The organism is Nitrosomonas europaea, from assembly GCF_900167395.1.
Lineage (GTDB): Bacteria > Pseudomonadota > Gammaproteobacteria > Burkholderiales > Nitrosomonadaceae > Nitrosomonas > Nitrosomonas europaea.
Genome location: NZ_FUWK01000004.1, coordinates 94,918 through 120,292 on the forward strand (window position 1 = coordinate 94,918; position 25,375 = coordinate 120,292).

Consider the following 25,375-nt stretch of genomic DNA (forward strand, 5'->3'; position numbering starts at 1 on the left):
CAGGTTATATTCGGATTACAGCTTTGCGCCGGTCCCCACCAGTACTGCTGAGGTAATTTTGTAGGAGAAAGATTCTGGTTCCAGACTATCCTGCAGTCGCCCGTCAATTTCTGCATAGGGGTAACCGAAGAATGGCAGCTTGCTGATGGCGGCGCTTACCTTGGTGGTACCGAGGTCAACATTCTCTCTTTCATTGAACGCCACCCAGTTCATCTCCCAGGAACCAAACAGCTTTTCCCTCAGCTGACTGATCGAATCATGGTTGTGTGATAACGATTCTGCCGCCATAACCCTGGCTACATCGGATGGATTTACCGGCACCCAACCCAACCCGGAAAGATAAAACTCTGCCTGACAATGCTGGGAAGTGCTGATGTCACCCGACTTACCCAGATTTTTGTTCAATGCCGAATCACCGATACGGATGCCATACTGGATTCTGGCGGGGATGCCGGAAGCACGTGCCAGACCTACAAAGAGTGCATGAATATCCCCGCATTTTCCACTGAGATTTTCCTTCCTGGAAAGCAGACTTCGAAGATCTCCACTGCCCTGCCCACGCCCATTGATATCATAGGCCACGTTATTGATTACCCAATCATAAATGGCACGCGCCTGCTGCAAAGGAGTATGTGCATTGGCCGGGCTGGTCACAGAGCGCGCCATTTTTTTCACGACATCATCCAATGGAATATGCTTGGTGGATTGTAAATAGCGCTGTATATTCTGGGGAATTGAAATTTTGGCAGGCGCCCGGTAGGAATGCAGATCAACAGTACGGTCAGCAGTTTTGACAATACTGCTTACCCTGACCGTACGCTCCTCCCCCTTTTGCCAGAGAGCAAAAAATACCTGTGACTGAGTACCCGGCAGCATATAAAAAGCTGAAGCCGTAGCTTTTCCGCTCCAGTTATTTCCCTGAGTGAACTGATAAACGGTATCACTTGCGTCCGGCAGCGGCAGCCACAGTTTTGCGACCTTACCCGATGCAGGCAGAGTAACCTGGTACGTTAATTGATAGCTGCGCCATTTCTGGTTTGGGGGCAAAGATGCACGCGCAACAGCCGGAAATAAAGCAGCAGCTGCAGCACTCGACCCCACCAGCTTGAAAAAACTCCTGCGTTTCATACAACTCCTCATCAATGATAGTATAGAACCCGATAAATTTATCGCTACCGGCCAACCCGGTCAATTCTCAACAGCGCCATGCCAGACAATTCATTTCAGCTTTCTGCAATCGATATTACAACCGGATCAAATCCGGAATATACCATTTTATGGATGCACGGGCTGGGAGCCGATGGCAATGATTTCGTACCTGTTGTACAAGCGCTCGATTTACCGGAAATCCCGATCCGATTTCTATTTCCACACGCTCCCCAGCAGCCTGTCACCATCAATAGCGGATACATCATGCGAGCCTGGTACGACATCCAACATACTGATTTCGTCGAACAGGAAGATGAAACCGGGATACGCAGATCACAGCACGCAATCGTAGAGTTGATCGAACGTGAAGATCGACGCGGCATCCCGCCGGATCACCTCATCCTGGCCGGATTCTCACAAGGTGCCGCCATGGCACTGCATACGGGATTGCGCCATCCGGACAGGCTGGCTGGCATCATCGCCTTGTCAGGTTATCTCCCACTTGCTCATAAGATTGAACGTGAAGCACATATCACCAACAGGATAACCCCCATATTCATGGCTCATGGCAACGATGACCCCATCGTCCCGATTGAATTGGCACATGCCTCACTGCAACAATTACGTGAATACTACTACCCGGTAACCTGGCATGAATACCCAATGGAACATACGGTATGTGATCAGGAGCTGGTCGATATTTCCCGCTGGTTGAAAACCATCCTGAAATAAGAACAGATTCAGACAATGACTCATGACAATACCCACTATTCACATCGTACCGGCTGGTTACGGGCCGCAGTACTGGGCGCCAATGATGGAATCGTTTCAACCGCCAGCCTGATTATCGGGGTGGCCTCTGCTCACGCTGCTGCAGATGACATTCTCCTTGCAGGGGTGGCCGGTGTCGTTGCTGGCGCCATGTCGATGGCCGCAGGAGAGTATGTTTCCGTAAGCTCGCAATCAGATACAGAAAAAGCAGATGTCGCTCTCGAACAGTACCATCTCGATCGGGATATCGACTTCGAGCTGCAGGAGCTCACAGATATCTATATGAAAAGAGGATTGCAGCCCGAACTGGCAGCCCAAGTTGCCCGGGAGCTCATGGCTCATGATGCACTCGATGCTCATCTCAGGGACGAACTGGGTCTGCACGAGCGAGTCAACGCAAAACCCGTCCAGGCTGCCTTCACTTCTGCTGGTATGTTCATCCTCGGTGCATCGATGCCTCTCGCAGCAACCATCGCCGCACCTGCAACAACCCATATCATTCCAGTCGTGGCAATCTCCTCCCTGCTTTCGCTGACTGCTCTGGGAACATTTGCAGCCTATCTCGGAAAAGCAAATATGTTGACAGGCGCTGCGCGCGTAGCTTTCTGGGGAGCGCTCGCCATGGCATTCACCGCACTTACCGGCACCCTGTTCGGAATCATTGCCTGAACATAATTCAATAGCAGAGAACACCGACAGTTTTTATCAAGATAAGGAGCATCATTTGGATCTGATTTTATGGCGTCACGCCGAAGCGGAAGATGGCATTCCCGATGCCACCCGCAAGCTGACCGAAAAAGGTTTGAAACAGGCACAAAAAATGGCCCGCTGGCTTGAGCCCAAATTACCAAAAGATACGCGCATCATCGTCAGTCCGGCTACACGTACACAGCAAACCGTCTCGGCACTGACCCACCATTTTGAAACCAGCGAGCAGGTAGGAACGAGCGCTACCCCGCACAGAGTACTCAATACAATTGCCTGGCCGGAAGCAGAAGGAACGGTGCTGGTAGTGGGGCACCAGCCAACTCTTGGCAAAATTGCCTCTCTCTTGCTGAAAGGAGATGAAAGTGGTTTCTCTGTACGCAAAGGTTCGATCTGGTGGTTCAGCAGCAAGCAAAAGGATGAACGGGAAAGCATCATCCTGCGCGCAGTGATGACACCCGAGATATTGTAAAGACCGGATCATTTCTTCCAAATAACATGGAAAAACGACCACTGACACCGATCTGGTGACATTGATTCATCAGTATCCTTGTTTTTCCCGAACCAGATCAAACCCCAAATACTGCTCCCATGAAAATACTGCCTTCCCTGTTTTCTCCCGCAGGTAAAAACTCAAAATTATCCATCGTCATTTACCATCGCGTTCTGCCGGAACCGGATCTGCTGACGGGAGAAGGTGGAATCGCACAGTTCGAAAAGGGATTGAGCTATCTGACCAACAACTTCAATATCCTGCCTTTATCTGAAGCAGTCAATAAGTTACGCAGCGGCACCCTGCCCGGCCGTGCCGCCTGCATCACGTTTGATGACGGCTATGCGGACAATGCTGAAATTGCACTTCCTATTCTGCAGAAACATGGCGTAACTGCCACATTCTTCATCGCTTCCGGCTTTCTCGATGGGGGAAGAATGTGGAACGATACCGTCATCGAATCGGTACGCCGGGCCAAAGGAGACAAACTGGATTTGAATGCAATCGGTTTGGGAAACCACGCTATCGCCACACTTGAACAAAGGCGGGAAACCCTGAATCTGCTGATCAACAAACTGAAATACCTGCCCCATGAAGCACGAGCCTCCCAAGTGGACAAACTCAGTACCATTATCGCCGCCGACCTGCCGGACAATCTCATGATGATCTCGGCGCAAGTTCGGCAATTGCACGATGCAGGAATGGAAATAGGCGGGCATACCCTCACCCACCCGATTCTCGCCAGCATCGATGATGCCGCCGCACGCACGGAAATAGCAGAAGGCAAGGCAAAACTCGAAGCTATTATCGATACACCCCTGCGCCTGTTTGCCTACCCGAATGGCAAACCGGGAAAAGATTACCTGTCTGCACACGTAAAAATGATCAAGGATGCCGGGTTTGAAGCGGCTGTTTCAACTGCATGGGGCGCTGCCCGACAGGATAGCGACATGTTCCAGCTACCACGCTTCACCCCCTGGGATCAAAGCGAATGGCGCTATGTACTGCGCATGGTACGAAATATGAGACAAAGAATTCAGACTGTGTAACGTTTATCGGGTCTTCCCCACGCCCGTGGAAATACTTCTCCGATCCGATATTCGCTAAAGTCACCAGAATAGAAATTGATGGATTAATTCGGTTCAATTCAATGTCTGGATAAACAAAACTCTCGTTATGATCATTCGTAATAACTCTAGTTTTTACAGAATAGATCCCTTGAAATCGCCCATAAAAGCCAATCCACTCAGAAATCCGGGTGAATCCCTGAATCACCGTCTTCAGAATATTTTCCTGGATGGTATCGTTCCGTATTTCATAGCAGCATTATGTTTTGTATTAATAGCCGCGTGGGAATGGATACGGTGGTATACACAAACATCACCAAACCCGGTTTTATTTACAGTGATGGCTATACCTTGTATCGCAACACTTCTATGGAAAATTTATAAAGGGCGCAAAGAAGTCAAGCGTATCAAGCTAGGTTTGGCCGGAGAACTTGCGGTAGGGCAATTTCTTGAACGATTAAGAGCCCAAGGAAGTCATATTTTTCACGATATACCGGGAAAAGGATTTAATCTCGACCATGTCGTCATCCACTCATCCGGTATCTATGTCATAGAAACAAAAACGCTTTCCAAGCCGGATCGTGGTGAATCAAAACTGGTTTACGATGGAAATCATATATTGAAGAATAGCACTGCGCTGGACAGGAACCCAATCACTCAAGTACGTGCAAACAGCAGGTGGCTCAGAGAATAACTGTTTCAATCCTCGCCCGGTCTGGTGACCGGGCGCTACTAATTAAATGATGGCTTTAATAGGTCGACTACCGGGTTTCAATCCTCGCCCGGTCTGGTGACCGGGCGCTACATTACCGGCACAGACGCTGATACCTGAATACATCATGTTTCAATCCTCGCCCGGTCTGGTGACCGGGCGCTACTTGACACGGGCCAGTAATGCAGCCTATTACGATGTGTTTCAATCCTCGCCCGGTCTGGTGACCGGGCGCTACTTAGATTAGGGTCAGTAATTCTTAGCGATTTAAAGTTTCAATCCTCGCCCGGTCTGGTGACCGGGCGCTACCTGGCAATTTCCTGATGGAGATCAAGAGAGGTAGAGTTTCAATCCTCGCCCGGTCTGGTGACCGGGCGCTACGCCTGTGACCCTGACAAATCTATTACTGATGCCACTGTTTCAATCCTCGCCCGGTCTGGTGACCGGGCGCTACTAGGAGCCTCGGTTTTCTCGGATTGTAACATCAATGTTTCAATCCTCGCCCGGTCTGGTGACCGGGCGCTACAAGCTAGTCATCTCGTTATGGATCAAGGATTGCCAGTTTCAATCCTCGCCCGGTCTGGTGACCGGGCGCTACAGTACAACTATAACTGCTTGATACATCTTTAAAATTCGGGCAATTTGCGCGAACGTAAAGATTTTCTCGGCTGCCGGTAACGAACAGTAGAAAAAGGAAGCTATTTTCCTGTTTGTTACCATACAGTTAGATGTAGCGCGAACTGGCCGGTATTGAGCCGGTGCTACAGGTTCGCGTTTATCAGATAGTGAGAGGTCCTTCAAAATCAATTGCCTTAAAATTGCCATACTCTTTTACATGGAGCTCCGCCGGTTCGGTCAGGCGATATAGCCGCAGATTATCTTCCTGTTCGTCTATTTCAGACAGTAAACGACGCTCCAGCTCCTCATACTGCATTAAATTGATACGACATTCAAATACAGATTTTTGCACACGTTGCCCGATACTTTCACATAATTTTGCAACACGGCGCAATCGCTTGCGACCTGCTCTGGTTTCCGTTGAAACATCGTAAGTAACAATGATCAGCATGATTATCTAACCAAGAAAGGAAGATAACCATCCATTTCACCGCGTATGACGCGAGCCATAAATCTTGCCTGAAGCTGCGGCAGCAAGCCAATAGGTACTTTGGTTTCAAGCAGAGGATGAGTAATCTCTTCCTGCTTGCGTTCCTGATAGGCAACGACTACAGTTTTTCTGGCTTTATCCTCAAGATGGACAGCACCACCTTCACGTACCAGTAAATCCTGATCGGTGATTTGTCCACGGTTGATCAGGGTCAGTGCCAACCGATCAGCCATGAACGAGCGGAATTCTTCCATTAGATCCAGCGCGAGGGCTGCTCTTCCGGGGCGCACTGCATGCAAGAAACCTATTTGCGGATCCAGTCCGACACTTTCCAGAGCAGAACGACAGTCATTCATCACCAGAGAATAAATAAATGAAAGCATAGCGTTGAAGCGATCACGTGGCGGACGGCGCGTTCGCCCGTCCATCGTAAAGAATTCACGTATATCTTTGCGTACAAGATATGGCAGAGCGGAAAAATAGGTTTTGGCCGCATCTCCCTCAATTCCGCGCACCTGATCAAGGTCTTTAGGGGTCGTCTCAGAAAACGGAAAATAAAGCACGCTAAGGCATAGCCGGGCTTGCGTCACCCTGTAGCGACGCGATCAACGGGCAGGAAACATTTCCCTGCCGTAGATGGCAGGCGGACACAAGTTCGGACAGCACCGACTCCATACGTGCCAAGTCGGCCATCTTCTCGCGCACGTCCTTGAGCTTGTGTTCCGCCAGGCTGCTTGCTTCTTCGCAGTGAGTGCCATCGTCCAGCCGCAGCAGCTCTGCGATCTCGTCCAAACTAAATCCCAGCCGCTGGGCCGATTTCACAAACCGTACCCGCGTCACATCCGCCTCGCCATACCGGCGAATGCTGCCATAGGGCTTGTCCGGCTCAGGCAGCAATCCCTTGCGCTGATAAAACCGGATGGTCTCTACATTGACCCCTGCCGCCCTGGCAAAAGCGCCAATGGTCAGATTCTCCAAAATAGTTTGCATATCGCTTGACTCCGTACATGACTACGGAAGTAAGGTTACGCTATCCATTCCAAATTCAAAAGGACAAAAGCATGTCGGAACCACAAAACGGGCGCGGCGCGCTCTTCGCCGGCGGGCTGGCCGCCATCCTCGCCTCTACCTGTTGCCTTGGGCCGCTAGTCCTGGTCGCTCTGGGATTCAGTGGCGCGTGGATCGGCAACCTGACGATATTGGAGCCGTATCGGCCGATCTTCATCGGCGCGGCGTTGGTTGCGCTGTTCTTTGCCTGGCGGCGCATCTACCGCCCGGCAGAAGCCTGCAAGCCGGGCGAGGTGTGCGCGATTCCACACGTGCATACCACCTACAAGCTCATTTTCTGGATCGTGGCCGTGCTGGTCCTGGTTGCGCTTGGTTTTCCCTACGTCATGCCATTTTTCTACTAATCAGGAGTTCACCATGAAAAAACTGTTTGCCTCCCTCGCTCTCGTCGCCGTCGTTGCCCCCGTGTGGGCCGCCACCCAAACGGTCACGCTGTCCGTGCCTGGCATGACCTGCGCTGCCTGTCCGATCACGGTCAAAAAAGCCATCTCGAAAGTCGAGGGTGTAAGCAAGACCGACGTGAGCTTCGACAAGCGCGAGGCCGTCGTCACCTTCGACGACACCAAGACCAACGTCCAGAAGTTGACCAAGGCGACCGAGGGCGCGGGCTATCCGTCCAGCGTCAAACGCTGATCCGCTGAACCTAACTCGGGAGCGACACATGGGACTCGTCACACGCATTGCCGATAAAACCGGGGCGCTCGGCAGCGTCGTTTCCGCGATGGGCTGCGCCGCCTGTTTTCCCGCCCTCGCCAGCTTGGGCGCGGCCATCGGGCTGGGCTTTCTAAGCCAATACGAGGGCCTGTTTATCAGCCGGCTACTGCCGCTGTTTGCCGCAGTCGCCTTCATCGCGAACGCGCTGGGTTGGCTGAGCCACCGGCAATGGCACCGCAGCGTGCTCGGCATGATCGGCCCGGCCATCGTGTTCGCAGCCACGGTCTGGTTACTCGGCAACTGGTGGACGGCGAACCTGATGTATGTCGGCTTGGCCTTGATGGTCGGGGTGTCGGTCTGGGATTTCGTCTCGCCAGCCAACCGCCGTTGCGGGCCGGACGGTTGCGAACTGCCCGCTAAACGCGGCTGACGGCATTGGCCGCTCACAAAACGAAAAAGGAATGCAGTATGACCACGTTGAAGATCACCGGAATGACTTGCGACTCGTGCGCTACGCACGTCAAGCAAGCATTGGAGAAAGTGCCCGGCGTGCAGTCTGCCGTTGTGTCCTACGCCAAGGGTGCGGCCCAGCTCGACCTTGACCCCGGCACCGCACCGGACGCGCTGACCGCCGCTGTGGCCGGACTCGGCTACAAGGCAACGCTCGCCGATGCCCCGCCGACGGACAACCGCACCGGGCTGCTCGACAAGGTGCGCGACTGGATGGGAGCCGCCGACAAGGGCAGCGACGGCGAGCACCCGTTGCAGGTCGCCGTGATCGGCAGCGGCGGGGCCGCGATGGCGGCGGCGCTGAAGGCCGTCGAGCAAGGCGCGAAGGTCACGCTGATCGAACGCGGCACCATCGGCGGCACTTGCGTCAATGTGGGCTGCGTACCGTCCAAGATCATGATCCGCGCTGCCCATATCGCCCATCTGCGCCGCGAAAGCCCGTTCGACGGCGGCATCCCGGCGACTGCACCTGCAATTGATCGCAGCAAGCTGCTGGCCCAGCAGCAAGCACGCGTCGATGAGCTGCGCCACGCCAAGTACGAAGGCATCCTGGACGGCAACCCGGCCATCACCGTGTTGCATGGCGAAGCGCGTTTCAAGGACGACCAGAGCCTTGTCGTCCGTTTGAACGCTGGCGGCGAGCGCGTCGTGGTGTTCGACCGCTGCCTAGTCGCCACGGGTGCCAGCCCGGCCGTGCCGCCGATTCCGGGCTTGAAAGAGTCGCCCTACTGGACTTCGACCGAGGCCCTGGTCAGCGACATCATTCCCGAACGCCTGGCCGTGATCGGATCGTCGGTGGTGGCGCTGGAACTGGCGCAAGCCTTCGCCCGACTGGGCAGCCAGGTCACGATCCTGGCGCGCAGCACGCTCTTCTTCCGCGAAGACCCGGCCATCGGCGAGGCAATCACGGCGGCGTTCCGTGCTGAAGGGATCAAGGTGCTGGAACACACGCAAGCCAGCCAGGTCGCCCACGTGGACGGCGAATTCGTGCTGACCACGGCGCGCGGTGAAATACACGCCGACAAGCTGCTGGTCGCTACCGGCCGGACACCGAACACGCGCAGCCTGGCGCTGGAAGCGGCGGGTGTCGCCGTCAATGCGCAGGGGGCTATCGTCATCGACAAAGGCATGCGCACCAGCGCGCCACACATCTATGCCGCCGGCGATTGCACTGACCAACCGCAATTCGTCTATGTGGCAGCGGCCGCCGGCACCCGTGCCGCGATCAACATGACGGGCGGCGACGCTACCCTGGACCTGACCGCGATGCCAGCAGTGGTGTTTACCGACCCGCAGGTCGCCACCGTGGGCTACAGCGAAGCGGAAGCGCATCACGACGGGATCGAGACCGACAGTCGCACCTTAACCTTGGACAACGTGCCGCGTGCGCTGGCCAACTTCGACACACGCGGCTTTATCAAGCTGGTCATCGAGGAAGGTAGCGGGCGGCTCATTGGCGTGCAGGCGGTGGCCCCGGAAGCGGGCGAACTGATCCAGACGGCAGCCCTGGCAATTCGCAACCGCATGACGGCGCAGGAACTGGCGGATCAGTTGTTCCCCTACCTGACGATGGTCGAGGGGTTGAAGCTCGCGGCGCAGACCTTCAACAAGGATGTGAAGCAGCTTTCCTGCTGCGCCGGGTGAGGAAAAGGAGGTGTTCGATGAACGCCTACACGGTGTCCCGACTGGCTGACGATGCCGGCGTGAGTGTGCATGTCGTGCGCGACTACATCGTGCGTGGATTGTTGCGGCCGGTCGCATGCACCACGGGCGGCTACGGCCTGTTCGACGCGGCAGCCTTGCAACGCCTGTGCTTCGTGCGGGCCGCCTTTGACGCGGGCATCGGCCTGGGCGCGCTGGCGCGGCTGTGTCGGGCACTGGATGCTGCGGACGGCGACGGCGCGGCTGCGCAGCTTGCCGTGCTGCATCAACTCGTAGAACGGCGGCGCGAGGCCCTGGCCAGCCTCGAAATGCAGTTGGCCGCCATGCCAATCGAGTCGGCACGGCAAACGGAGAGTTTGCCATGAACAGCCCCGAGCGCTTGCCAGCCGAGACGCGCAAGCCGGTCACCGGCTACCTGTGGGGCGCGCTGGCCGTGCTGACCTGCCCCTGCCATCTGCCGATTCTCGCCGCTGTGCTGGCCGGTACGACCGCCGGCGCTTTCATTGGGGAGCATTGGGGTGTTGCTGCCCTCGCGCTGACCGGGTTATTTGTCCTGTCCGTGGCGCGGCTGCTTCGAGCGTTCAAGGGAAGATCATGACCGCTTCCCGACCGGTTGTATGGACGGCGACACAATTGGCGCAGGCGGTTGTGCTCGGACAGCTTGAGCTGCATTACCAGCCGATTGTCGATCTGCGCAGTGACCAGATTGCCGGCGCGGAAGCACTGTTACGCTGGCGGCACCCGAGTCTCGGCTTGTTACCGCCGGGCCAGTTCCTACCCGTGGCGGAATCGTCCGGCCTGATGCCGGAGATCGGTGCATGGGTGCTGCGCGAAGCCTGCCAGCAGATGCACGAGTGGCTACCGGTGCAATGGCGGCCGTTCCGCCTGGCCGTCAATGTATCCGCACGCCAGGTCGGGCCAGGTTTCGATGACCAGGTGCAACAGGCATTGGCGGCGGCAGGCTTGCTCGCCGAGTATCTGGAAATCGAGCTGACCGAATCGGCCGCCTTCGGCGATCCGGCAATTTTTCCTCTCCTGGATGCGTTGCGCGCCATCGGCGTGCGCTTCGCTGCCGACGATTTCGGGACGGGCTATTCCTGCCTGCAACACCTGAAATGCTGCCCGATCACCACGCTCAAGATCGACCAATCGTTCGTCGCGGGAATCGTGGATGACACACGCGACCAGACCATCGTCCGGGCGGTGATCCAACTCGCGCACGGCCTTGGCATGGAAGTGGTAGCCGAGGGAGTGGAAACGCCGGCCAGTCTCACGCAGTTGCGGCTAGCGGACTGCGACGCAGTGCAGGGCTTCCTGTTCGCCAAGCCGATGCCGGCGGCGGCATTCGCCGCCTTCGTTAAGCGATGGAGGGGTGTCACCATGAACGTCAACGAACCGACCACCAGTTGTTGCGTGTGCTGCAAGGAAATTCCGCTCGATGCTGCCTTCACCCCGGAAGGCTCGGAATACGTCGAACACTTTTGTGGACTCGATTGTTATGAACGTTTTCAGGCCCGAGCTAAAGCCGTAGCCGAACCAGTTACTACACCTGCCGCTGGCGGCCCAACGCCGTCAGGTTGAAGCATACCCTATCCTGATGTCAGGAGAAGCCACCCAGCAACGTCAGAATAGAGCCAATTTTTGTATTTCTTGACACCTGCGGCGAAAGGTCATAAATTTCTTCCTGACACTTTCGTGTTTAGAGGCACCATGCAGGGTCAACGCATCGGCTATGTCCGGGTCAGCAGCTTCGACCAGAACCCGGAACGGCAACTGGAGCATGTCGAAGTCGGCAGGGTATTCACCGACAAGGCGTCGGGAAAAGACACCCAGCGGCCTGAACTCGATTCGTTGCTGGCCTTCGTGCGCGAAGGCGACACGGTGGTGGTGCACAGCATGGATCGCCTGGCGCGCAACCTCGATGATTTGCGCCGCCTGGTACAAAAGCTGACCAAACGCGGCGTGCGCATCGAGTTCGTCAAGGAGAGTTTGACCTTCACCGGCGAGGATTCGCCGATGGCGAACCTGATGCTGTCGGTGATGGGTGCGTTCGCCGAATTCGAGCGGGCCTTGATCCGCGAGCGGCAGCGCGAAGGCATCGCGCTCGCCAAGCAGCGCGGAGTCTACCGGGGCCGTAAGAAAGCACTGTCGCCCGAACAGGTCGCCGAACTGCGGCAGCGTGCCGCAGCCGGCGAACAGAAAGCGAAGCTGGCACGTGAATTCGGTGTCAGCCGGGAGACCCTGTATCAATACTTGAGATTGGATCAATAGCGATGCCTCGTCGTTCCATACTGTCCGCCGCCGAGCGGGAAAGCCTGCTGGCGTTGCCGGACACCAAGGACGACCTGATTCGACATTACACGTTCAGCGATACTGACCTTGCCATCATCCGGCAGCGGCGCGGGCCTGCCAACCGGCTGGGCTTCGCCGTGCAGCTTTGCTACCTGCGCTTTCCCGGCATTATCCTTGGCGTCGATCAGCCGCCGTTCCCGCCCTTACTGAAACTGGTCGCCAACCAACTCAAGGTCGGCATCGAAAGCTGGGACGACTACGGGCAGCGAGAGCAGACCCGGCGCGAGCACCTGGTCGAGCTGCAAAACGCGTTCGGCTTCCAGCCCTTCACGATGAGCCACTATCGGCAGGCTGTGCATACGCTGACTGAGCGAGCCATGCAGACCGACAAGGGCATCGTGCTGGCCGATGCCTTGATCGAACATTTGCGGCGACAGTCCATCATTCTGCCCGCGCTCAATGCCATCGAGCGCGCCAGCTCCGAGGCCATCACCCGCGCCAACCGACGAATCTACGAAGCCCTGTCCGAGCCGTTGTCGAACGGGCACCGGCATGGCCTCGACGATCTTCTAAAACGCCGCGACAACAGCAAGACGACTTGGCTGGCCTGGCTGCGGCAGTCGCCCGCCAAGCCCAATTCTCGGCACATGCTCGAACACATCGAGCGTCTCAAAGCCTGGCAGGCGCTCGACCTGCCGCCCGGCATCGAGCGGCTGGTTCACCAGAATCGGTTGCTCAAGATCGCCCGCGAGGGCGGCCAGATGACGCCCGCCGACCTGGCCAAGTTCGAGCCGCAACGGCGCTACGCCACCCTGGTGGCGCTGGCCATCGAAGGCATGGCCACCGTCACTGACGAAATCATCGACCTGCACGACCGTATCCTCGGGAAGCTGTTCAACGCAGCCAAAAACAAGCATCAGCAGCAGTTCCAGGCGTCCGGCAAAGCCATCAACGCCAAGGTGCGCCTGTACGGCCGCATCGGCCAGGTGCTGATCGACGCCAAGCAATCGGGCGGCGACCCGTTCGCCGCCATCGAGGCCGTCATGTCCTGGGACGCCTTCGCCGAAAGCGTCACCGAGGCGCAAAAGCTCGCGCAGCCCGATGACTTCGATTTCCTGCACCGTATCGGCGAGAGCTACGCCACCTTGCGCCGCTACGCGCCGGAATTTTTGGATGTGCTCAAGCTGCGGGCAGCGCCCGCCGCCAAGGACGTGCTCGATGCCATCGAGGTGCTGCGCGGCATGAACACCGACAACGCCCGCAAGGTGCCCGCTGATGCTCCGACCGATTTCATCAAGCCGCGCTGGCAGAAGTTGGTGATGACCGACGCCGGCATCGACCGGCGCTACTACGAGCTGTGCGCACTGTCGGAACTCAAGAACTCGCTGCGCTCGGGCGACATCTGGGTGCAGGGATCACGCCAGTTCAAGGACTTCGAGGACTACCTGGTGCCGCCCGCGAAGTTCGCCAGCCTCAAGCAGTCCAGCGAACTGCCGCTGGCCGTGGCCACCGACTGTGACCAGTACCTAGACGACCGGCTAACGCTGCTGGAGGCGCAACTTGCCACGGTCAATCGCATGGCAGCGGCGAACGACCTGCCGGATGCGATCATCACCGAGTCGGGCCTGAAGATTATGCCGCTGGATGCAGCCGTGCCCGAGACTGCGCAGGCGCTGATCGACCAGACCGCGATGATCCTGCCACACGTCAAGATCACCGAACTGCTGCTGGAGGTAGATGAATGGACGGGCTTCACTCGTCACTTCGCGCACCTGAAATCGGGCGATCTGGCCAAGGATAAGAACCTGCTGCTGACGACGATCCTGGCCGACGCGATTAACCTCGGCCTGACCAAGATGGCCGAATCCTGCCCCGGCACGACCTACGCCAAGCTGGCTTGGCTACAAGCCTGGCATATCCGCGACGAAACCTACTCGACGGCGCTGGCCGAGCTGGTCAATGCACAGTTTCGGCACCCGTTCGCCGAGCACTGGGGCGATGGCACCACGTCATCGTCGGACGGCCAGAACTTCCGCACTGGCAGCAAGGCCGAGAGTACGGGCCACATCAACCCGAAATACGGCAGCAGCCCAGGGCGGACGTTCTACACCTACATCTCCGACCAGTACGCGCCGTTCCACACTAAGGTCGTGAACGTCGGCGTGCGCGACTCGACCTACGTGCTCGATGGCCTGCTGTACCACGAGTCCGACCTGCGCATCGAGGAGCACTACACCGACACGGCAGGCTTCACCGATCATGTCTTCGCCTTAATGCACCTGCTGGGCTTCCGCTTTGCGCCGCGCATCCGCGACCTGGGTGATACCAAGCTGTTCGTCCCAAAGGGTGAAGCCAGTTACGACGCGCTCAAACCGATGATTAGCAGCGACAAGCTGAACATCAAGGCGATTCGTGCCCACTGGGACGAAATCCTGCGGCTGGCCACCTCAATCAAGCAGGGTACGGTGACAGCCTCGCTGATGCTCAGGAAGCTCGGCAGTTACCCACGTCAGAACGGCCTGGCCGTGGCCCTGCGCGAGTTGGGCCGCATCGAGCGCACGCTGTTCATTCTGGACTGGCTGCAAAGCGTGGAACTGCGCCGACGTGTCCACGCCGGACTCAATAAGGGCGAAGCGCGCAATGCGCTGGCCCGCGCCGTGTTTTTCAACCGGCTGGGTGAAATCCGCGACCGCAGTTTCGAGCAGCAGCGCTACCGGGCCAGCGGCCTCAACCTGGTGACAGCGGCTGTCGTGCTGTGGAACACGGTCTATCTGGAACGGGCGGCGCATGCGCTACGTGGCAACGGTCATGCCGTCGATGACGCGCTGTTGCAGTACCTGTCACCGCTGGGCTGGGAGCACATCAACCTGACCGGTGATTACCTGTGGCGCAGCAGCGCCAAGATCGGAGAGGGCAAGTTCAGGCCGCTACGACCGCTACAACCGGCTTAGCGTGCTTTATTTTCCGTTTTCTGAGATGACCCCTTAATGAGCTGGAATTTGTCCGCGGCAGTGCGGAAGCTGAACTCGGCACGGCGAGCTTCGACCCGGTTGTGCATGTCCAGCAGGCCGATGATGTTTTCTTCATCTAAGCTGTTTAGACTGGCGTAGTAGTGACGAAAGTAGGCTTCGAAACGCTCACGCGTGAGTGGATCGCCTTCGGTCAGCCGCATGATTTCCTGCCCACTCTGTTGAGCTTTGCGCAGTAGTCCAGGGACAGCTGGCTTGGGCGGCACGAACACGACAACCTTGCCCATACCCGGCAGCATACCTTCGCGGTTACAACGCCCGGCAGCCTGCGCCACGGCATCCAGTCCAGCCAGTGCACGATAAACCACTGGAAAATCTATATCTACTCCGGCTTCTACCAGCTGAGTACTGATAACACGAGTGGGGATGCCATCTTTCAAACGTTGTTTGATGTCCGCGATTACCTCACTGCGATGCTGGCCGCACATCAGGGCGGAAAGATGGATGGTGTCCCTGGGCATCAACGCATGCAGCGCGCGGCAATCAGTACGGGAATTCACTATGCACAACACGGAATCATATTGCTGCAATTCTTCAGCAATGGATTCCCAAGTACGAGGTGCGTTGAAATCCCGTGGCAGTTCGGCTTCGACACGTTTCAAATCGGCATACAACCCATCCGGGTCGTCCATCAGCTCTTGCACACCCCTGAGACCGGAAAACTTAGGGCGCGGCGAGAAGGCGGGTTGCGTCGCGGTAGAAAGTACGAAACTCACTTTATAGTTTTGCGACAAATCTTGCATGACATGCAGGATAGGGGCGAGGAACTCCGGCGGCAGCAGTTGCGCTTCGTCCAGAACGACTACGCTGTTCACGATGTTGTGCAGCTTGCGGCAGCGGCTGGTACGGGCAGCAAACAGTGATTCGAAGAACTGTACGTTGGTGGTGACGATGATGGGGGCATCCCAGTTTTCCGTGGCGAGCCGCGAGCGTGAATCTTCCTTGTCGGGATCGAGATTGCTGTGGTGTTCAATGACATTTTCATCCCCGAAAATCTTGCGGAAAATTTCCGCCGTCTGTTCGAGGATGCTGGTGTAGGGGATGACATAAATCACGCGCTGTTTGCCATGATGCATGGCGTGATTCAGTGCAAAAGCCGTGCTGGAAAGGGTTTTGCCGCCACCGGTGGGCACGGTGAGCGAGAACAGGCCGGGCGGCAACGTGGCTTTCTCACAGCATTGGCGTAGCACTTCAGTACGGATACGGTTGACCGGAGAATCTGTTGCATTTGCTGTTTTGTCATTCATGTACTGGTCGAATGCGGACAGCAATTCATTCAACGCCGGATAACCCGCGCGCAAATCTTTCCTGCGCTCGTCCATAAAGGCTTCCGTATCCAGAAAATCAGCATCCACCAGACAGGAAAACAACATCCTGATCCAGAGCGCGAACGAACCATCTTGCGGTGGAGATGAAGTGGGACATGGTTGGTTGAACAGTCCGGTTGTCGGTGCATTCTGCAACGCTTCTTGCCGATAGCCTTTTTGCTTACCATCTTCTATCCGCTGAAACAATGAAGCGGGTTCGCCATTCCAGTCTGGCAACCCAGCGTGATGCCCGGCAATCAGATAGGCGATGATGCGTCCCGGCGGGCCCAGTTCTTCAATGGCATGGATGGCGCCTGCAGTGGAATGATCCACCCGACCAGGCGCACCTTCGATGTGTGCTTCGGCATCGTAGCCGCTGACGGACTTGATATATTTCTGGAATTTCTCGCGGAATTTGCCGATGTCGTGCCACAATCCGGACAAGCGTGCCCAGTCCTGACTATTAAAAACAGACGCAAATTCAGCCGCCAATACAGCAACAGCGAGCAAATGCTCTTCCAGAAAATGCTCGATCCATCTCCCATTCGGCAGCTGCCGCACATGCGCCAGATAAGTGGTATTGTTTTCAGCATTCACTTTCTCAGATCTCCGGGGTTGTTTCCTAGAAACAAGCTTTCCGATATTTTGCCGCACCCGCTACCCAACCTGATCAGGAAATAAGAGGAGAATTACTGGCTTTCTATGATGAATAGCTTTTTTGAATGTGGCCAGCTGGTGGAAACCGAAGCAAAACTCATTGCTTCGTCAGTTGCATTCTGCTGCAATCCGGTATTTCAATGGGAAGCAACGTTATTCGGTCACTCCCGCACGCTTTCCCACAGTTTTTGCAGACGTTTCACTGAAACAGGCGCCGGGGTTTTCAGTTCCTGGCTGAACAGGGAAATGCGCAATTCCTCGATCTGCCAGCGGAATATTTCCATATTCGGATCTATTACTCCGGCCTGGCGGTGCTTGTTCAGGCGCTGAATGTACTGATTCCACAATGTACTGATGATTTCTGTCTGTTCCTGATCACGTGCCGGATTCTTGTTGTACTTATCGAGGCGCAGGATCATGCCTTTGAGATAACGGGGAAGGTGTTGCAGATATTGCCAGCGGGTCGTACTTAGAAATCCCGGATAAATCAGGTGGTGGAGTTGCTCCTCCATATCCTTTTTCAGGAAAACGGCTGATTTGTCCAGAACGGATAGTCGTTTTTTCAGTTCCTGGCAGGGTTGGGCGATGGTATGGATCAGCCCGGCTATCTCCTGTGAAACGGATCCCAGGCGTGTTCGGGCACGTGACGTCTGTGAATTGAATTCATCCTCGTTACGCGGTAAGGGATCATCACCGATCAGCGCCAGATCGATGATGGCCGAACGAATATCTTCCTTCAGTCTGTCCATTTCGATCAGGCTGCTCATGAGCAGAATCGCTTGTCGATCGACCGGCAGATTTTTCTCCAGTTGTTTGATCCGGTCCTTGAGTGCCAGACACAATAAACGCAGCACCCCTCCACGCATACTGCGCTGCGCGCCTTCCTGCGTATCAAATATACGAACGGCAACGCTTTGTTCCTGATCAACCAGCGCCGGATAACCGGTCAGCAACTTGCCGGCTCGGCTGAAACGGGTTTCCACTGGTAATTCTCCGAAATCCCATCGGGTAATGTCATCACGTTCAATGGAATCAGGCTCTGCGCCGGCGCCACGTGCAAACAACTGCTGTGCTGTCTGACCAAATTGTGCCTTCAGCTCGATCAGATCATGCCCCATGCCCAGCGTCATCCCGGCATCATCGATCACTTTCACATTCATCTGCAAATGTACCGGCAGCAACCTGCTATCCCAGGTATCCAGCGGTACTTTGATTCCAGTTTCGCTGCGGATGAATGCAGTGAGAGACTCAGCAAGCAACATGGCCTGATCCGGGCAACTATCCAGCCATTCCAGAAACCGGGTAACGAATTGCGGTACCGGAATAGCGTGACGGCGCACCTGCTTGGGCAGCATTTTCACGTACCAGCCGATCTTTTCCCGAATGAGCCCCGGCACCAGCCGGTCGAAGTGAAACGGCATGATCTGATTGAGCAGCGGTAGCGGTACCGTAACGGTCACCCCATCCAGTGGATGGCCAGGATCGAAACGGTAACTCAGGGGCAATACGTGGCCGGCTGCTGTCAGGGTCTCGGGAAACTGTTCGGCAGCCGTTCCGTCTACTGCCTGACGTATCAATACTTCCCGCGTCAGATACAGGAGCTCGGGTTCAGTCTGTTCCGCCTGCTTACGCCATTTTTCAAACGCAGTGCCGCTATAGATACCCGCTGGAATACGTGCAGCATAGAATTCGAATATCTGCTGCTCATCGACCAGAATATCCTGCCGCCGCACTTTGCTTTCCAGCTCGCGGATTTCATCAATCAGTTGCTGGTTGTGCTGCAGGAAAGGTGCAGTGCTTTCATACTCCCCTGCCACCAGCGCCTGACGTATGAAAATTTCGCGTGCATGTGCCGGGTCGATCGGGCCATAGGCAATGCGCCGTTTGGGGACGATGGTCAGGCCATACAAAGTGATCCGCTCAAACGCCATCGCCTGCGCACGTTGCTTTTCCCAGTGCGGATCAAAATAGTGTCTTTTGCACAATTTACCAGCGATTCTTTCCAGCCAGGCCGGGTCGATTGCTGCCGCACAACGAGCATAAAGTTTGGTAGTTTCCGCCAGTTCAGCTGCCACCACCCATTTCGGTTGTTTTTTTCTCAGGGATGAACCAGGAAAAATCGAGAATTTGATGGCACGTGCCCCCTCATAAACCCCTTTCTCATCCGATTTGAAACCGATATTGCCTAGCAATCCGGATAACAGTGCCCGATGGATTTCATCATAGCCGGCAGAAACCTGATTGGGGCGCAACCCCATCTCACTGATCAGTATATGCAACTGGCCGTGGATCTCGCGCCACTCGCGCATTCTGCGATGGGAAATGAAATTTTTCTGGCATTGTTCGATCAGTTTTTTATTGGATTTTTTGTGTTTGAGCAGCTCATCATAGAAATCCCATAGTTTGAGATAGCCCATGAAGTCAGAGCGATCATCACGGAACGGCTGGTGCGCCTGATCAGCCGCCTGCTGATGTTCGAACGGCCGATCACGCGGATCCTGCAGGCTGAGTGCAGCAGCGATGATCAGCACTTCGCTCAAACAATTTTCCTGTTTGGCCGCCATGATCATGCGGGCGATTCTCGGATCGGTTGGGAATCTTGCCAGTTGATGGCCGATTTGTGTCAGCCCCTTGCGCTCGTCAAGTGCGCCAAGCTCTGACAAAAGCTGATAACCATCCGCGATCATGCGCGGCGCAGGCGGCTGAATGAATGGAAATTGCTCGACATCCCCAATCTTGAGCGATTTCATACGCAGAATGACAGCGGCCAGCGAGGAACGCAGAATCTCGGGATCGGTATATTCCGGGCGGGCATTGAAATCTTCTTCTGAATACAGCCTGAAACACACGCCGTTCATTACCCGTCCGCAACGCCCTGCGCGCTGGTTGGCCGATGCCTGGGAAATCTTCTCGACCAGAAGCTGCTCCACCTTGTTGCGGTAGCTGTAGCGGTTGATTCGCGCCAGCCCTGTATCGATCACATAACGGATACCGGGGACTGTAAGTGAGGTTTCGGCAACATTGGTTGCCAGCACGATTCGCCGCTGCTGACCGGGAGCAAAAATACGCGCCTGTTCTGTATGAGATAACCGGGCAAACAGCGGCAGAATCTCTAAACCGGCCTTGCCACCCGGGCCGGAAAAAGCATATTTGCGCACTGTCTCGGCAGTTTCGCGTATTTCCCGCTCTCCAGGCAGAAATACCAGTGTGTCGCCCTCCCCCATGCGCATGGCTTCATCGATCGTGCTGAGAATGGCCCGGGGCAAATCGCGATCCTCTCCATCGATTGGATCATTGGGCCGGTAATGAATCTCTACCGGAAACAGCCTGCCGGATACCTCAATGATGGGAGCATCATTGAAATGAGAGGCAAACCGCTGAGCATCGATGGTAGCGGAGGTGATGATCAGCTTCAGATCCGGGCGGCGCGGCAGCAACTGCTTGAGATACCCGAGCAGGAAATCGATATTCAGACTGCGCTCGTGCGCCTCGTCGATGATAATGGTCTGATAGGCGCGCAACAATGGATCCTGCTGCGTTTCCGCCAGCAGGATGCCATCGGTCATCAGCTTGATGCGCGTATTGGGGTGAGTCTGATCAGAGAACCGTACTTTGTACCCAACCAGTTTTCCAAGCGGGCTGTTCAGTTCCGCGGCAATACGTGCGGCAACGGTTCTGGCGGCAATACGCCGGGGTTGGGTATGGCCGATCAGATGTCCGGTACCCTGTCTCCCGGCACCTTGCCCCAGCTCCAGGCAGATCTTCGGTAACTGCGTCGTTTTTCCGGAACCGGTCTCACCACAGATGATGATCGCTTGGTGTTGCTGGATCGCATGCGCGATTTCTTCACGCCGTGCGACAACCGGCAGATCTTCCGGATAGGTAATACAGGCAGGTTGTTCGGGGAGATACGTCAACAGCGGTTACTTGCTTACGATGACCTTTTCTTTCTGGGTGCTGAGCGTGCCCTGTTCGATGATGGCGACTGTCAGCCTGGAAACGGCGATACGCTTACCGGTTTCTTCTTCGGTAATATCCGTCTGCCAGACCTGGGTGCGTCTGCCGACGTGCAGTGGCGTACATACTCCGATGACATTGCCTTGCGTTACTGCCCGGATATGGTTGGCATTGATTTCGATACCAACAGCCCGATACTGCTCGGGATCGATCGTCATCCAGGCAGAGACGCTGCCCAGTGTTTCAGACAGCACGCAACTGGCTCCTCCGTGCAGGATGCCAAAAGGCTGGGTGGTACGATGATCGACCGGCATGCTTGCCTTGAGAAAATCAGGGCCGACTTCCAGAAAGCGAATACCGATATATACACCCATATTGGCATTGCGCAGCCCTTCCAGATAATCGAGAGTATAGTTTTTAAACCAGGTTGCTTGATTGGGATTCATATTGGTCTCCGCGTACTTGACATATGCTCAGGAAAGCGCAGTGGAATGATCTGGAACCAGTATCGGGGTATTCTGCAAATTTCTTCGTTTTTCCACCGCTTCCGCCAGCTCGAACAGCACCTGCTGTGTCGTATCGAAATCGATACAGCCATCCGTGATGCTTTGCCCGTAAACCAGCTCTTCCCGCCGCTTACCTTCAACATTCTGCCTGCCGGCCACCAGGTGACTTTCAAGCATGATCCCGCTGATTGAGCAGTTTCCTTCCGCAATTTGCTGAGCCACATCGGCAGCCACTTCCGGCTGACGCCGGTAATCCTTGTGGCTGTTGGCGTGACTGCAATCGATCATCAGATAAGGAGGCAGCTTGGCTTTCCGCAGTGCTTCGACCGCAGAAGCAACACTCTCTGCATCGTAATTCGGTGATCTTCCGCCGCGCAGGATGATATGACAATCTTCATTTCCCCTGGTGGTGAAAGTAGCAACCCGGCCTTCTTTGGTGACTGACAGGAAATTATGCGGGTGGGATGCAGCACCAATCGCATCGATTGCGATATTCAGATTGCCGTAGGTACCATTCTTGAACCCCACTGGACACGAAACACCGGAGGCCAGTTCACGATGTCCCTGGCTTTCAGTCGTGCGTGCGCCGATGGCCGCCCAACTGATGAGGTCAGCCACATATTGCGGGCTGATCAGATCAAGAAATTCAGTTGCAGCCGGCATATTTATATTACCCAGTTTCAGCAACAGGTCGCGGGCAAGCCGCAATCCCTTGTCAATGTTGAAACTGTTATCCAGGTCTGGGTCGTTGATCAGGCCTTTCCAGCCAACTGTTGTGCGAGGTTTCTCGAAATAAACCCGCATGATGATATGTAACTGATCTTTCAGCTCCTGACGCAGATGACTCAGTCGGGAAGCATATTCCACTGCCGCATCCACATCATGAATCGAGCATGGGCCACATACCACCAGTAACCGGTCATCCTCTCCCCGCAAAATATCGTGGCACTCCTGTCTGGCAGTAACCACAGTTTCAGTCGCCTGTTCAGTCAGAGGATGATCATGAAGCAGTTTCACCGGCGTGATCAGCTCATCTCCTCTGATAATGCGCCGGTCGTCAGTTTTATGTTCCACAGATGATTCCTTGATGACTATTTCTTTTTGCACTTCCTTGCCACACTGGCAATACAGACTGCCCGACTTCATGTTGTGTGACCCGGTTCTGTTTTTAGCGGCAGTATTTTACTGCGATGTTCCGGCAGCTGCCATCATTCTTGCAATGAAGCCAGATGGCTGGCCACGTCTTCCTTGCTGAAACCAATGGCGCTTGCAATACGATCAGCATGGCTGATACGGGAAATCCCGGGTATCAGCCGGTGAGACGGTTTCTCAGAAACGAACTCGACCTGCAGATAGTTGCCTATGTTTTCCTGCTGCAAACGTTCACACAATTCATGGTTATGGGTCACCAGGATGGTAGTTGCACCCAGCTGATGAAATCCTTTCAGCACATATTCCGACAATGTCATTTTCTCTTCGAATGTGGTGCCTTCTGCCAGTTCATCAAGTACCACCAGCGAGCGAGGGGTGGAGTTGAAGAAAATTTCACGGGTTTGTTTCAATTCGTGTGCAAAACGTCCCATCCCTTCTTCCAATTGGCCGGGATCGGGTATCTGATAAAAAATATGCTCGGCAGGCACGGCTCGTGCCTGGACAGCAGGCACGTAGGCTCCAGCTTGTGCCAGTAACTGGATCTGGACGACCGTCTTGCAGTAGGCCGTCTTTCCGCCACTGTTCGGCCCTGTCACGATCAGCAGATGCTTGTCATTATCCAGCACGATATCGTTGGATACATAATCCGGGCGAGTTCTCACCAGCAAGGGATTCCTGGCACCGGATACGACCAGCGTATGTCGTCCATCCATATCAATCTCCGGCAGGACGGATTCCCCGGGAATCGAACGTGCATGGCGGTGTAACGCCAGCAACTCATCGATCATCCCCATGGCTTCAATGGTTCTGGCCAACTCCGGGCTTTGTCGGAACAGCCTCTGCAGCGGGTATATCACCGAATCCCGATCCGAAGCGCTGATGGCCTGCAGAATGATGGGAATGATCGGTACGACCAGAATCAGCAGCCCGTAACCGACATAGCTGGCTACCAGTTCATTCAGCGTGTTCTGAAAGAAAAGCAGCAGGCCAGCCACGAAAGCCAGAAAAAAGCTGATAAACGGCCACTTGAACATGGAAGGGCGAAAACGCTGAATAAGCAGATACCGTGGCTTTTCCTCCCGGGTCATGAATTTTCCTTGCGATACATAGATAGGCCCATGCATCAGGGCATAAGTACGTGACCGGGCAAAATCCCGCAGAGTCTGTACCAGTGTCCGCAGGTAATCACTCTCAGGCATGGGTAATGCTTCCGCCTCTTCGACCAGATCGACGACGAAACCGGTCCCATCGATGAACTGACGATAACCATAGCCGCCGAATTCCAGCTTGTCTTTACCGGTTTTATCTCGGGGATCATCCGTCGTCAGCCCTCCCGCAAATTCACCGTACAGCAGGTGATGCAGCGATGCCTCATCTATCGCTATCCGTTTGATGTATTGTTCGAGCACTTTCAACAGATCCGGATTGGATTCCAGTTCACGCAGCGCTTCCTGTTTACTTTGCAGCAACGCGGCATCCGTCACGGGGCGGGCGAGCGAACGGTAGAGTATGGATTGGCCTGTCAGGGTTTGTGCCTGGTTGATCTCATCGAACAAAGCATCGACTTCCACGGCGGCAAAAGTCTTGGCGTCCAGCACGCCGTAATTATCCGCAGTCGGTCTGGTATCGCGTATTCCGGAAGGATTCTTGCCGGATGACAAAATGAAACTTTCGCGCCAGACAGAAGCCGCGGTATCTTGTGTTGTATCATTCATGGTTCGGGTTGTAATGACATGCGTTGACTCAGTGTTTCCAACTTTAGCCGATTTTGCCACTTTATGCTGGATTGATGACAATAGAAACCATGATCGGGCTTTTTGGAATCTCTGATCGAGTCCTCCATGAGCCGCATGGCAGGCAAAATCGTGATGGTCACAAGAAGCGCGACGAAAGTCGCAGTTTTCTACGATGCAGAGGAGCACGACACAGCGTGCGGCCATGCGGGATTTAATCAGCGACTCCTTAATCCAATACAGGTAACAGATCTTTCAGATTGCAGCTTTACCGCGATGCGTAAATTATTTAAAAAATACCTGCCCTCCCATGAAAGCATCCGGCAAAACCGTTTTGTAAATTTTTTCGGCACGCTGCTGTATCATCACAACCTTTGGCATTTACACCGCCGCTCTGTTGCCGGAGGTGTGGCGGCAGGTCTGTTCGCCGGCCTGATTCCGGGCAGCAACCCGGTACAATTCTTTTTCGCCACCCTGTTTTCCGTGATATTCAAAGTCAATCTGCCCATCGCCGCTTTCGTGACGCTTTACTCCAACCCTTTTACTATCGTGCCACTTTATCTGGCGGCCTATACGCTGGGTGGCTGGGTGACGGGCGGTACGAGAAATTCAGGCAGTCTCCCCCCGCTGGAGCTAGGTCTGCTGGATAAAAATCTGTCGGAATGGATTCCCGTTCTGACGGATTATCTGGTTACATTCGGGAAACCGCTGATAACCGGATTGTTTCTGCTCGCTTCTCTGCTATCCATCACCGGTTATTTCACAGTACGGATTCTCTGGCGCTATTACGTCGTACATGCATGGCACAAACGGGCCAAACGCCACCACCCCGATAAATAATTT

Annotated in this window: 24 protein-coding genes and 1 CRISPR repeat array; of the genes, 15 read left to right on the top strand and 9 right to left on the bottom strand. The window is 55.3% G+C overall.

From position 1 onward, the window contains the following. Window positions 1-15: 15 nt before the first annotated feature. Window positions 16-1,128, bottom strand: coding sequence for a transglutaminase family protein (locus B5D58_RS02850; protein ID WP_011111462.1), 1,113 nt, complete (start codon window positions 1,126-1,128; stop codon window positions 16-18). Window positions 1,129-1,206: 78 nt separating this feature from the next. Between B5D58_RS02850 and B5D58_RS02855 the strand changes: the two genes are divergently transcribed. The 5 genes from B5D58_RS02855 to B5D58_RS02875 all read left to right on the top strand — a co-directional run bounded on the left by B5D58_RS02855 (window position 1,207) and on the right by B5D58_RS02875 (window position 4,879). After that, window positions 1,207-1,881 (top strand): alpha/beta hydrolase, encoded by a 675-nt coding sequence (locus B5D58_RS02855; protein WP_011111461.1) that lies wholly within the window; start codon window positions 1,207-1,209, stop codon window positions 1,879-1,881. A gap of 15 nt (window positions 1,882-1,896) precedes the next feature. Continuing rightward, the gene (locus tag B5D58_RS02860) at window positions 1,897-2,589 is read left to right on the top strand and encodes a VIT1/CCC1 transporter family protein (RefSeq protein WP_011111460.1); all 693 of its coding nucleotides are present in this window, start codon (window positions 1,897-1,899) and stop codon (window positions 2,587-2,589) included. A gap of 55 nt (window positions 2,590-2,644) precedes the next feature. Continuing rightward, a complete protein-coding gene (locus B5D58_RS02865) occupies window positions 2,645-3,097 on the top strand; it encodes a SixA phosphatase family protein (protein WP_011111459.1) in 453 nt (150 codons plus the stop codon). Between the two features lie 119 nt (window positions 3,098-3,216). Further along, window positions 3,217-4,167: a polysaccharide deacetylase family protein gene (locus B5D58_RS02870; protein ID WP_011111458.1), complete on the top strand. Its 951-nt coding sequence runs from the start codon at window positions 3,217-3,219 to the stop codon at window positions 4,165-4,167. Window positions 4,168-4,294: 127 nt separating this feature from the next. Continuing rightward, complete coding sequence (locus B5D58_RS02875; RefSeq protein ID WP_011111457.1) at window positions 4,295-4,879, top strand: nuclease-related domain-containing protein; 585 nt, start codon at window positions 4,295-4,297, stop codon at window positions 4,877-4,879. A gap of 2 nt (window positions 4,880-4,881) precedes the next feature. After that, window positions 4,882-5,495: direct repeats of the CRISPR family, unit length 37 nt; unit sequence GTTTCAATCCTCGCCCGGTCTGGTGACCGGGCGCTAC. Window positions 5,496-5,675: 180 nt separating this feature from the next. Here the strand turns inward: B5D58_RS02875 and cas2 are convergent. The 3 genes from cas2 to merR are packed head-to-tail and all read right to left on the bottom strand — an operon-like array spanning window position 5,676 to window position 6,995. Next, a complete protein-coding gene (gene cas2 / locus B5D58_RS02880; protein WP_011111456.1) occupies window positions 5,676-5,966 on the bottom strand; it encodes a CRISPR-associated endonuclease Cas2 in 291 nt (96 codons plus the stop codon). 2 nt (window positions 5,967-5,968) lie between these two features. After that, on the bottom strand, window positions 5,969-6,595 hold the full coding sequence (gene cas1, locus B5D58_RS02885; RefSeq protein WP_011111455.1) for a CRISPR-associated endonuclease Cas1: 627 nt from the start codon (window positions 6,593-6,595) through the stop codon (window positions 5,969-5,971). After that, window positions 6,570-6,995 carry an Hg(II)-responsive transcriptional regulator gene (gene merR, locus B5D58_RS02890; protein ID WP_011111454.1) on the bottom strand — a complete coding sequence of 142 codons (426 nt, stop codon included), beginning with the start codon at window positions 6,993-6,995 and terminating at the stop codon, window positions 6,570-6,572. Before merR ends, cas1 begins: the two co-directional genes overlap by 26 nt. Before the next feature lie 71 nt (window positions 6,996-7,066). Between merR and merT the strand changes: the two genes are divergently transcribed. From merT to B5D58_RS02935, 9 genes are all read left to right on the top strand, one after another. After that, window positions 7,067-7,417 carry a mercuric ion transporter MerT gene (merT, locus tag B5D58_RS02895; RefSeq protein WP_011111453.1) on the top strand — a complete coding sequence of 117 codons (351 nt, stop codon included), beginning with the start codon at window positions 7,067-7,069 and terminating at the stop codon, window positions 7,415-7,417. Between the two features lie 13 nt (window positions 7,418-7,430). After that, window positions 7,431-7,706 (top strand): mercury resistance system periplasmic binding protein MerP, encoded by a 276-nt coding sequence (gene merP / locus B5D58_RS02900; RefSeq protein WP_011111452.1) that lies wholly within the window; start codon window positions 7,431-7,433, stop codon window positions 7,704-7,706. Window positions 7,707-7,734: 28 nt separating this feature from the next. Beyond that, window positions 7,735-8,157: an organomercurial transporter MerC gene (gene merC, locus B5D58_RS02905; protein WP_011111451.1), complete on the top strand. Its 423-nt coding sequence runs from the start codon at window positions 7,735-7,737 to the stop codon at window positions 8,155-8,157. A 38-nt stretch (window positions 8,158-8,195) separates the two neighbouring features. Beyond that, entirely contained in the window at window positions 8,196-9,881 is a 1,686-nt protein-coding gene (gene merA / locus B5D58_RS02910) for a mercury(II) reductase (protein WP_011111450.1), read from the top strand. Window positions 9,882-9,898: 17 nt separating this feature from the next. Further along, window positions 9,899-10,264: a mercury resistance co-regulator MerD gene (gene merD / locus B5D58_RS02915; RefSeq protein WP_011111449.1), complete on the top strand. Its 366-nt coding sequence runs from the start codon at window positions 9,899-9,901 to the stop codon at window positions 10,262-10,264. Then, window positions 10,261-10,497: a broad-spectrum mercury transporter MerE gene (merE, locus tag B5D58_RS02920; RefSeq protein ID WP_041356560.1), complete on the top strand. Its 237-nt coding sequence runs from the start codon at window positions 10,261-10,263 to the stop codon at window positions 10,495-10,497. The genes merD and merE overlap by 4 nt, the downstream gene beginning before the upstream one ends. Beyond that, window positions 10,494-11,480 (top strand): DUF3330 domain-containing protein, encoded by a 987-nt coding sequence (locus tag B5D58_RS14020; RefSeq protein WP_011111448.1) that lies wholly within the window; start codon window positions 10,494-10,496, stop codon window positions 11,478-11,480. Before merE ends, B5D58_RS14020 begins: the two co-directional genes overlap by 4 nt. Before the next feature lie 129 nt (window positions 11,481-11,609). Further along, a complete protein-coding gene (locus B5D58_RS02930; protein WP_011111447.1) occupies window positions 11,610-12,170 on the top strand; it encodes a recombinase family protein in 561 nt (186 codons plus the stop codon). Window positions 12,171-12,172: 2 nt separating this feature from the next. Next, complete coding sequence (locus B5D58_RS02935; RefSeq protein WP_011111446.1) at window positions 12,173-15,142, top strand: Tn3 family transposase; 2,970 nt, start codon at window positions 12,173-12,175, stop codon at window positions 15,140-15,142. On the opposite strand, the gene B5D58_RS02940 is transcribed toward B5D58_RS02935, so the two are convergent. The 5 genes from B5D58_RS02940 to B5D58_RS02960 all read right to left on the bottom strand — a co-directional run bounded on the left by B5D58_RS02940 (window position 15,139) and on the right by B5D58_RS02960 (window position 24,514). Next, window positions 15,139-17,124 (bottom strand): CRISPR-associated endonuclease Cas3'', encoded by a 1,986-nt coding sequence (locus B5D58_RS02940; RefSeq protein ID WP_198407861.1) that lies wholly within the window; start codon window positions 17,122-17,124, stop codon window positions 15,139-15,141. The genes B5D58_RS02935 and B5D58_RS02940 overlap by 4 nt on opposite strands. A gap of 221 nt (window positions 17,125-17,345) precedes the next feature. Further along, the gene (gene hrpA / locus B5D58_RS02945; protein ID WP_011111444.1) at window positions 17,346-21,101 is read right to left on the bottom strand and encodes an ATP-dependent RNA helicase HrpA; all 3,756 of its coding nucleotides are present in this window, start codon (window positions 21,099-21,101) and stop codon (window positions 17,346-17,348) included. A 6-nt stretch (window positions 21,102-21,107) separates the two neighbouring features. Then, a complete protein-coding gene (locus B5D58_RS02950) occupies window positions 21,108-21,587 on the bottom strand; it encodes a hotdog fold thioesterase (RefSeq protein WP_011111443.1) in 480 nt (159 codons plus the stop codon). Between the two features lie 27 nt (window positions 21,588-21,614). Then, window positions 21,615-22,793 carry a 3-deoxy-7-phosphoheptulonate synthase gene (locus B5D58_RS02955; RefSeq protein WP_011111442.1) on the bottom strand — a complete coding sequence of 393 codons (1,179 nt, stop codon included), beginning with the start codon at window positions 22,791-22,793 and terminating at the stop codon, window positions 21,615-21,617. Window positions 22,794-22,855: 62 nt separating this feature from the next. Continuing rightward, a complete protein-coding gene (locus tag B5D58_RS02960) occupies window positions 22,856-24,514 on the bottom strand; it encodes a MutS-related protein (RefSeq protein ID WP_041356557.1) in 1,659 nt (552 codons plus the stop codon). Window positions 24,515-24,640: 126 nt separating this feature from the next. Here B5D58_RS02960 and B5D58_RS02965 point away from each other — a divergent pair, with 126 nt between their 5' ends. Beyond that, the gene (locus B5D58_RS02965) at window positions 24,641-25,372 is read left to right on the top strand and encodes a DUF2062 domain-containing protein (protein WP_234988978.1); all 732 of its coding nucleotides are present in this window, start codon (window positions 24,641-24,643) and stop codon (window positions 25,370-25,372) included. The last annotated feature ends 3 nt before the right edge of the window (window positions 25,373-25,375 follow it).

What these genes read in the sequence shown, in the direction of transcription:
- B5D58_RS02860 (WP_011111460.1), top strand. Translation starts at nt 1,897, where the DNA reads ATGACTCATGACAATACCCACTATTCACATCGTACCGGCTGGTTACGG.
- B5D58_RS02875 (WP_011111457.1), top strand. Translation starts at nt 4,295, where the DNA reads ATGATCATTCGTAATAACTCTAGTTTTTACAGAATAGATCCCTTGAAA.
- B5D58_RS02955 (WP_011111442.1), bottom strand. Translation starts at nt 22,793, where the DNA reads ATGAAGTCGGGCAGTCTGTATTGCCAGTGTGGCAAGGAAGTGCAAAAA.
- cas2 (WP_011111456.1), bottom strand. Translation starts at nt 5,966, where the DNA reads ATGCTGATCATTGTTACTTACGATGTTTCAACGGAAACCAGAGCAGGT.
- B5D58_RS02870 (WP_011111458.1), top strand. Translation starts at nt 3,217, where the DNA reads ATGAAAATACTGCCTTCCCTGTTTTCTCCCGCAGGTAAAAACTCAAAA.
- B5D58_RS02965 (WP_234988978.1), top strand. Translation starts at nt 24,641, where the DNA reads ATGAGCCGCATGGCAGGCAAAATCGTGATGGTCACAAGAAGCGCGACG.
- merP (WP_011111452.1), top strand. Translation starts at nt 7,431, where the DNA reads ATGAAAAAACTGTTTGCCTCCCTCGCTCTCGTCGCCGTCGTTGCCCCC.
- B5D58_RS02950 (WP_011111443.1), bottom strand. Translation starts at nt 21,587, where the DNA reads ATGAATCCCAATCAAGCAACCTGGTTTAAAAACTATACTCTCGATTAT.
- B5D58_RS02850 (WP_011111462.1), bottom strand. Translation starts at nt 1,128, where the DNA reads ATGAAACGCAGGAGTTTTTTCAAGCTGGTGGGGTCGAGTGCTGCAGCT.
- merT (WP_011111453.1), top strand. Translation starts at nt 7,067, where the DNA reads ATGTCGGAACCACAAAACGGGCGCGGCGCGCTCTTCGCCGGCGGGCTG.
- merC (WP_011111451.1), top strand. Translation starts at nt 7,735, where the DNA reads ATGGGACTCGTCACACGCATTGCCGATAAAACCGGGGCGCTCGGCAGC.
- B5D58_RS02930 (WP_011111447.1), top strand. Translation starts at nt 11,610, where the DNA reads ATGCAGGGTCAACGCATCGGCTATGTCCGGGTCAGCAGCTTCGACCAG.
- B5D58_RS02960 (WP_041356557.1), bottom strand. Translation starts at nt 24,514, where the DNA reads ATGAATGATACAACACAAGATACCGCGGCTTCTGTCTGGCGCGAAAGT.
- merA (WP_011111450.1), top strand. Translation starts at nt 8,196, where the DNA reads ATGACCACGTTGAAGATCACCGGAATGACTTGCGACTCGTGCGCTACG.
- merE (WP_041356560.1), top strand. Translation starts at nt 10,261, where the DNA reads ATGAACAGCCCCGAGCGCTTGCCAGCCGAGACGCGCAAGCCGGTCACC.
- B5D58_RS14020 (WP_011111448.1), top strand. Translation starts at nt 10,494, where the DNA reads ATGACCGCTTCCCGACCGGTTGTATGGACGGCGACACAATTGGCGCAG.
- B5D58_RS02855 (WP_011111461.1), top strand. Translation starts at nt 1,207, where the DNA reads ATGCCAGACAATTCATTTCAGCTTTCTGCAATCGATATTACAACCGGA.
- merR (WP_011111454.1), bottom strand. Translation starts at nt 6,995, where the DNA reads ATGCAAACTATTTTGGAGAATCTGACCATTGGCGCTTTTGCCAGGGCG.
- merD (WP_011111449.1), top strand. Translation starts at nt 9,899, where the DNA reads ATGAACGCCTACACGGTGTCCCGACTGGCTGACGATGCCGGCGTGAGT.
- B5D58_RS02935 (WP_011111446.1), top strand. Translation starts at nt 12,173, where the DNA reads ATGCCTCGTCGTTCCATACTGTCCGCCGCCGAGCGGGAAAGCCTGCTG.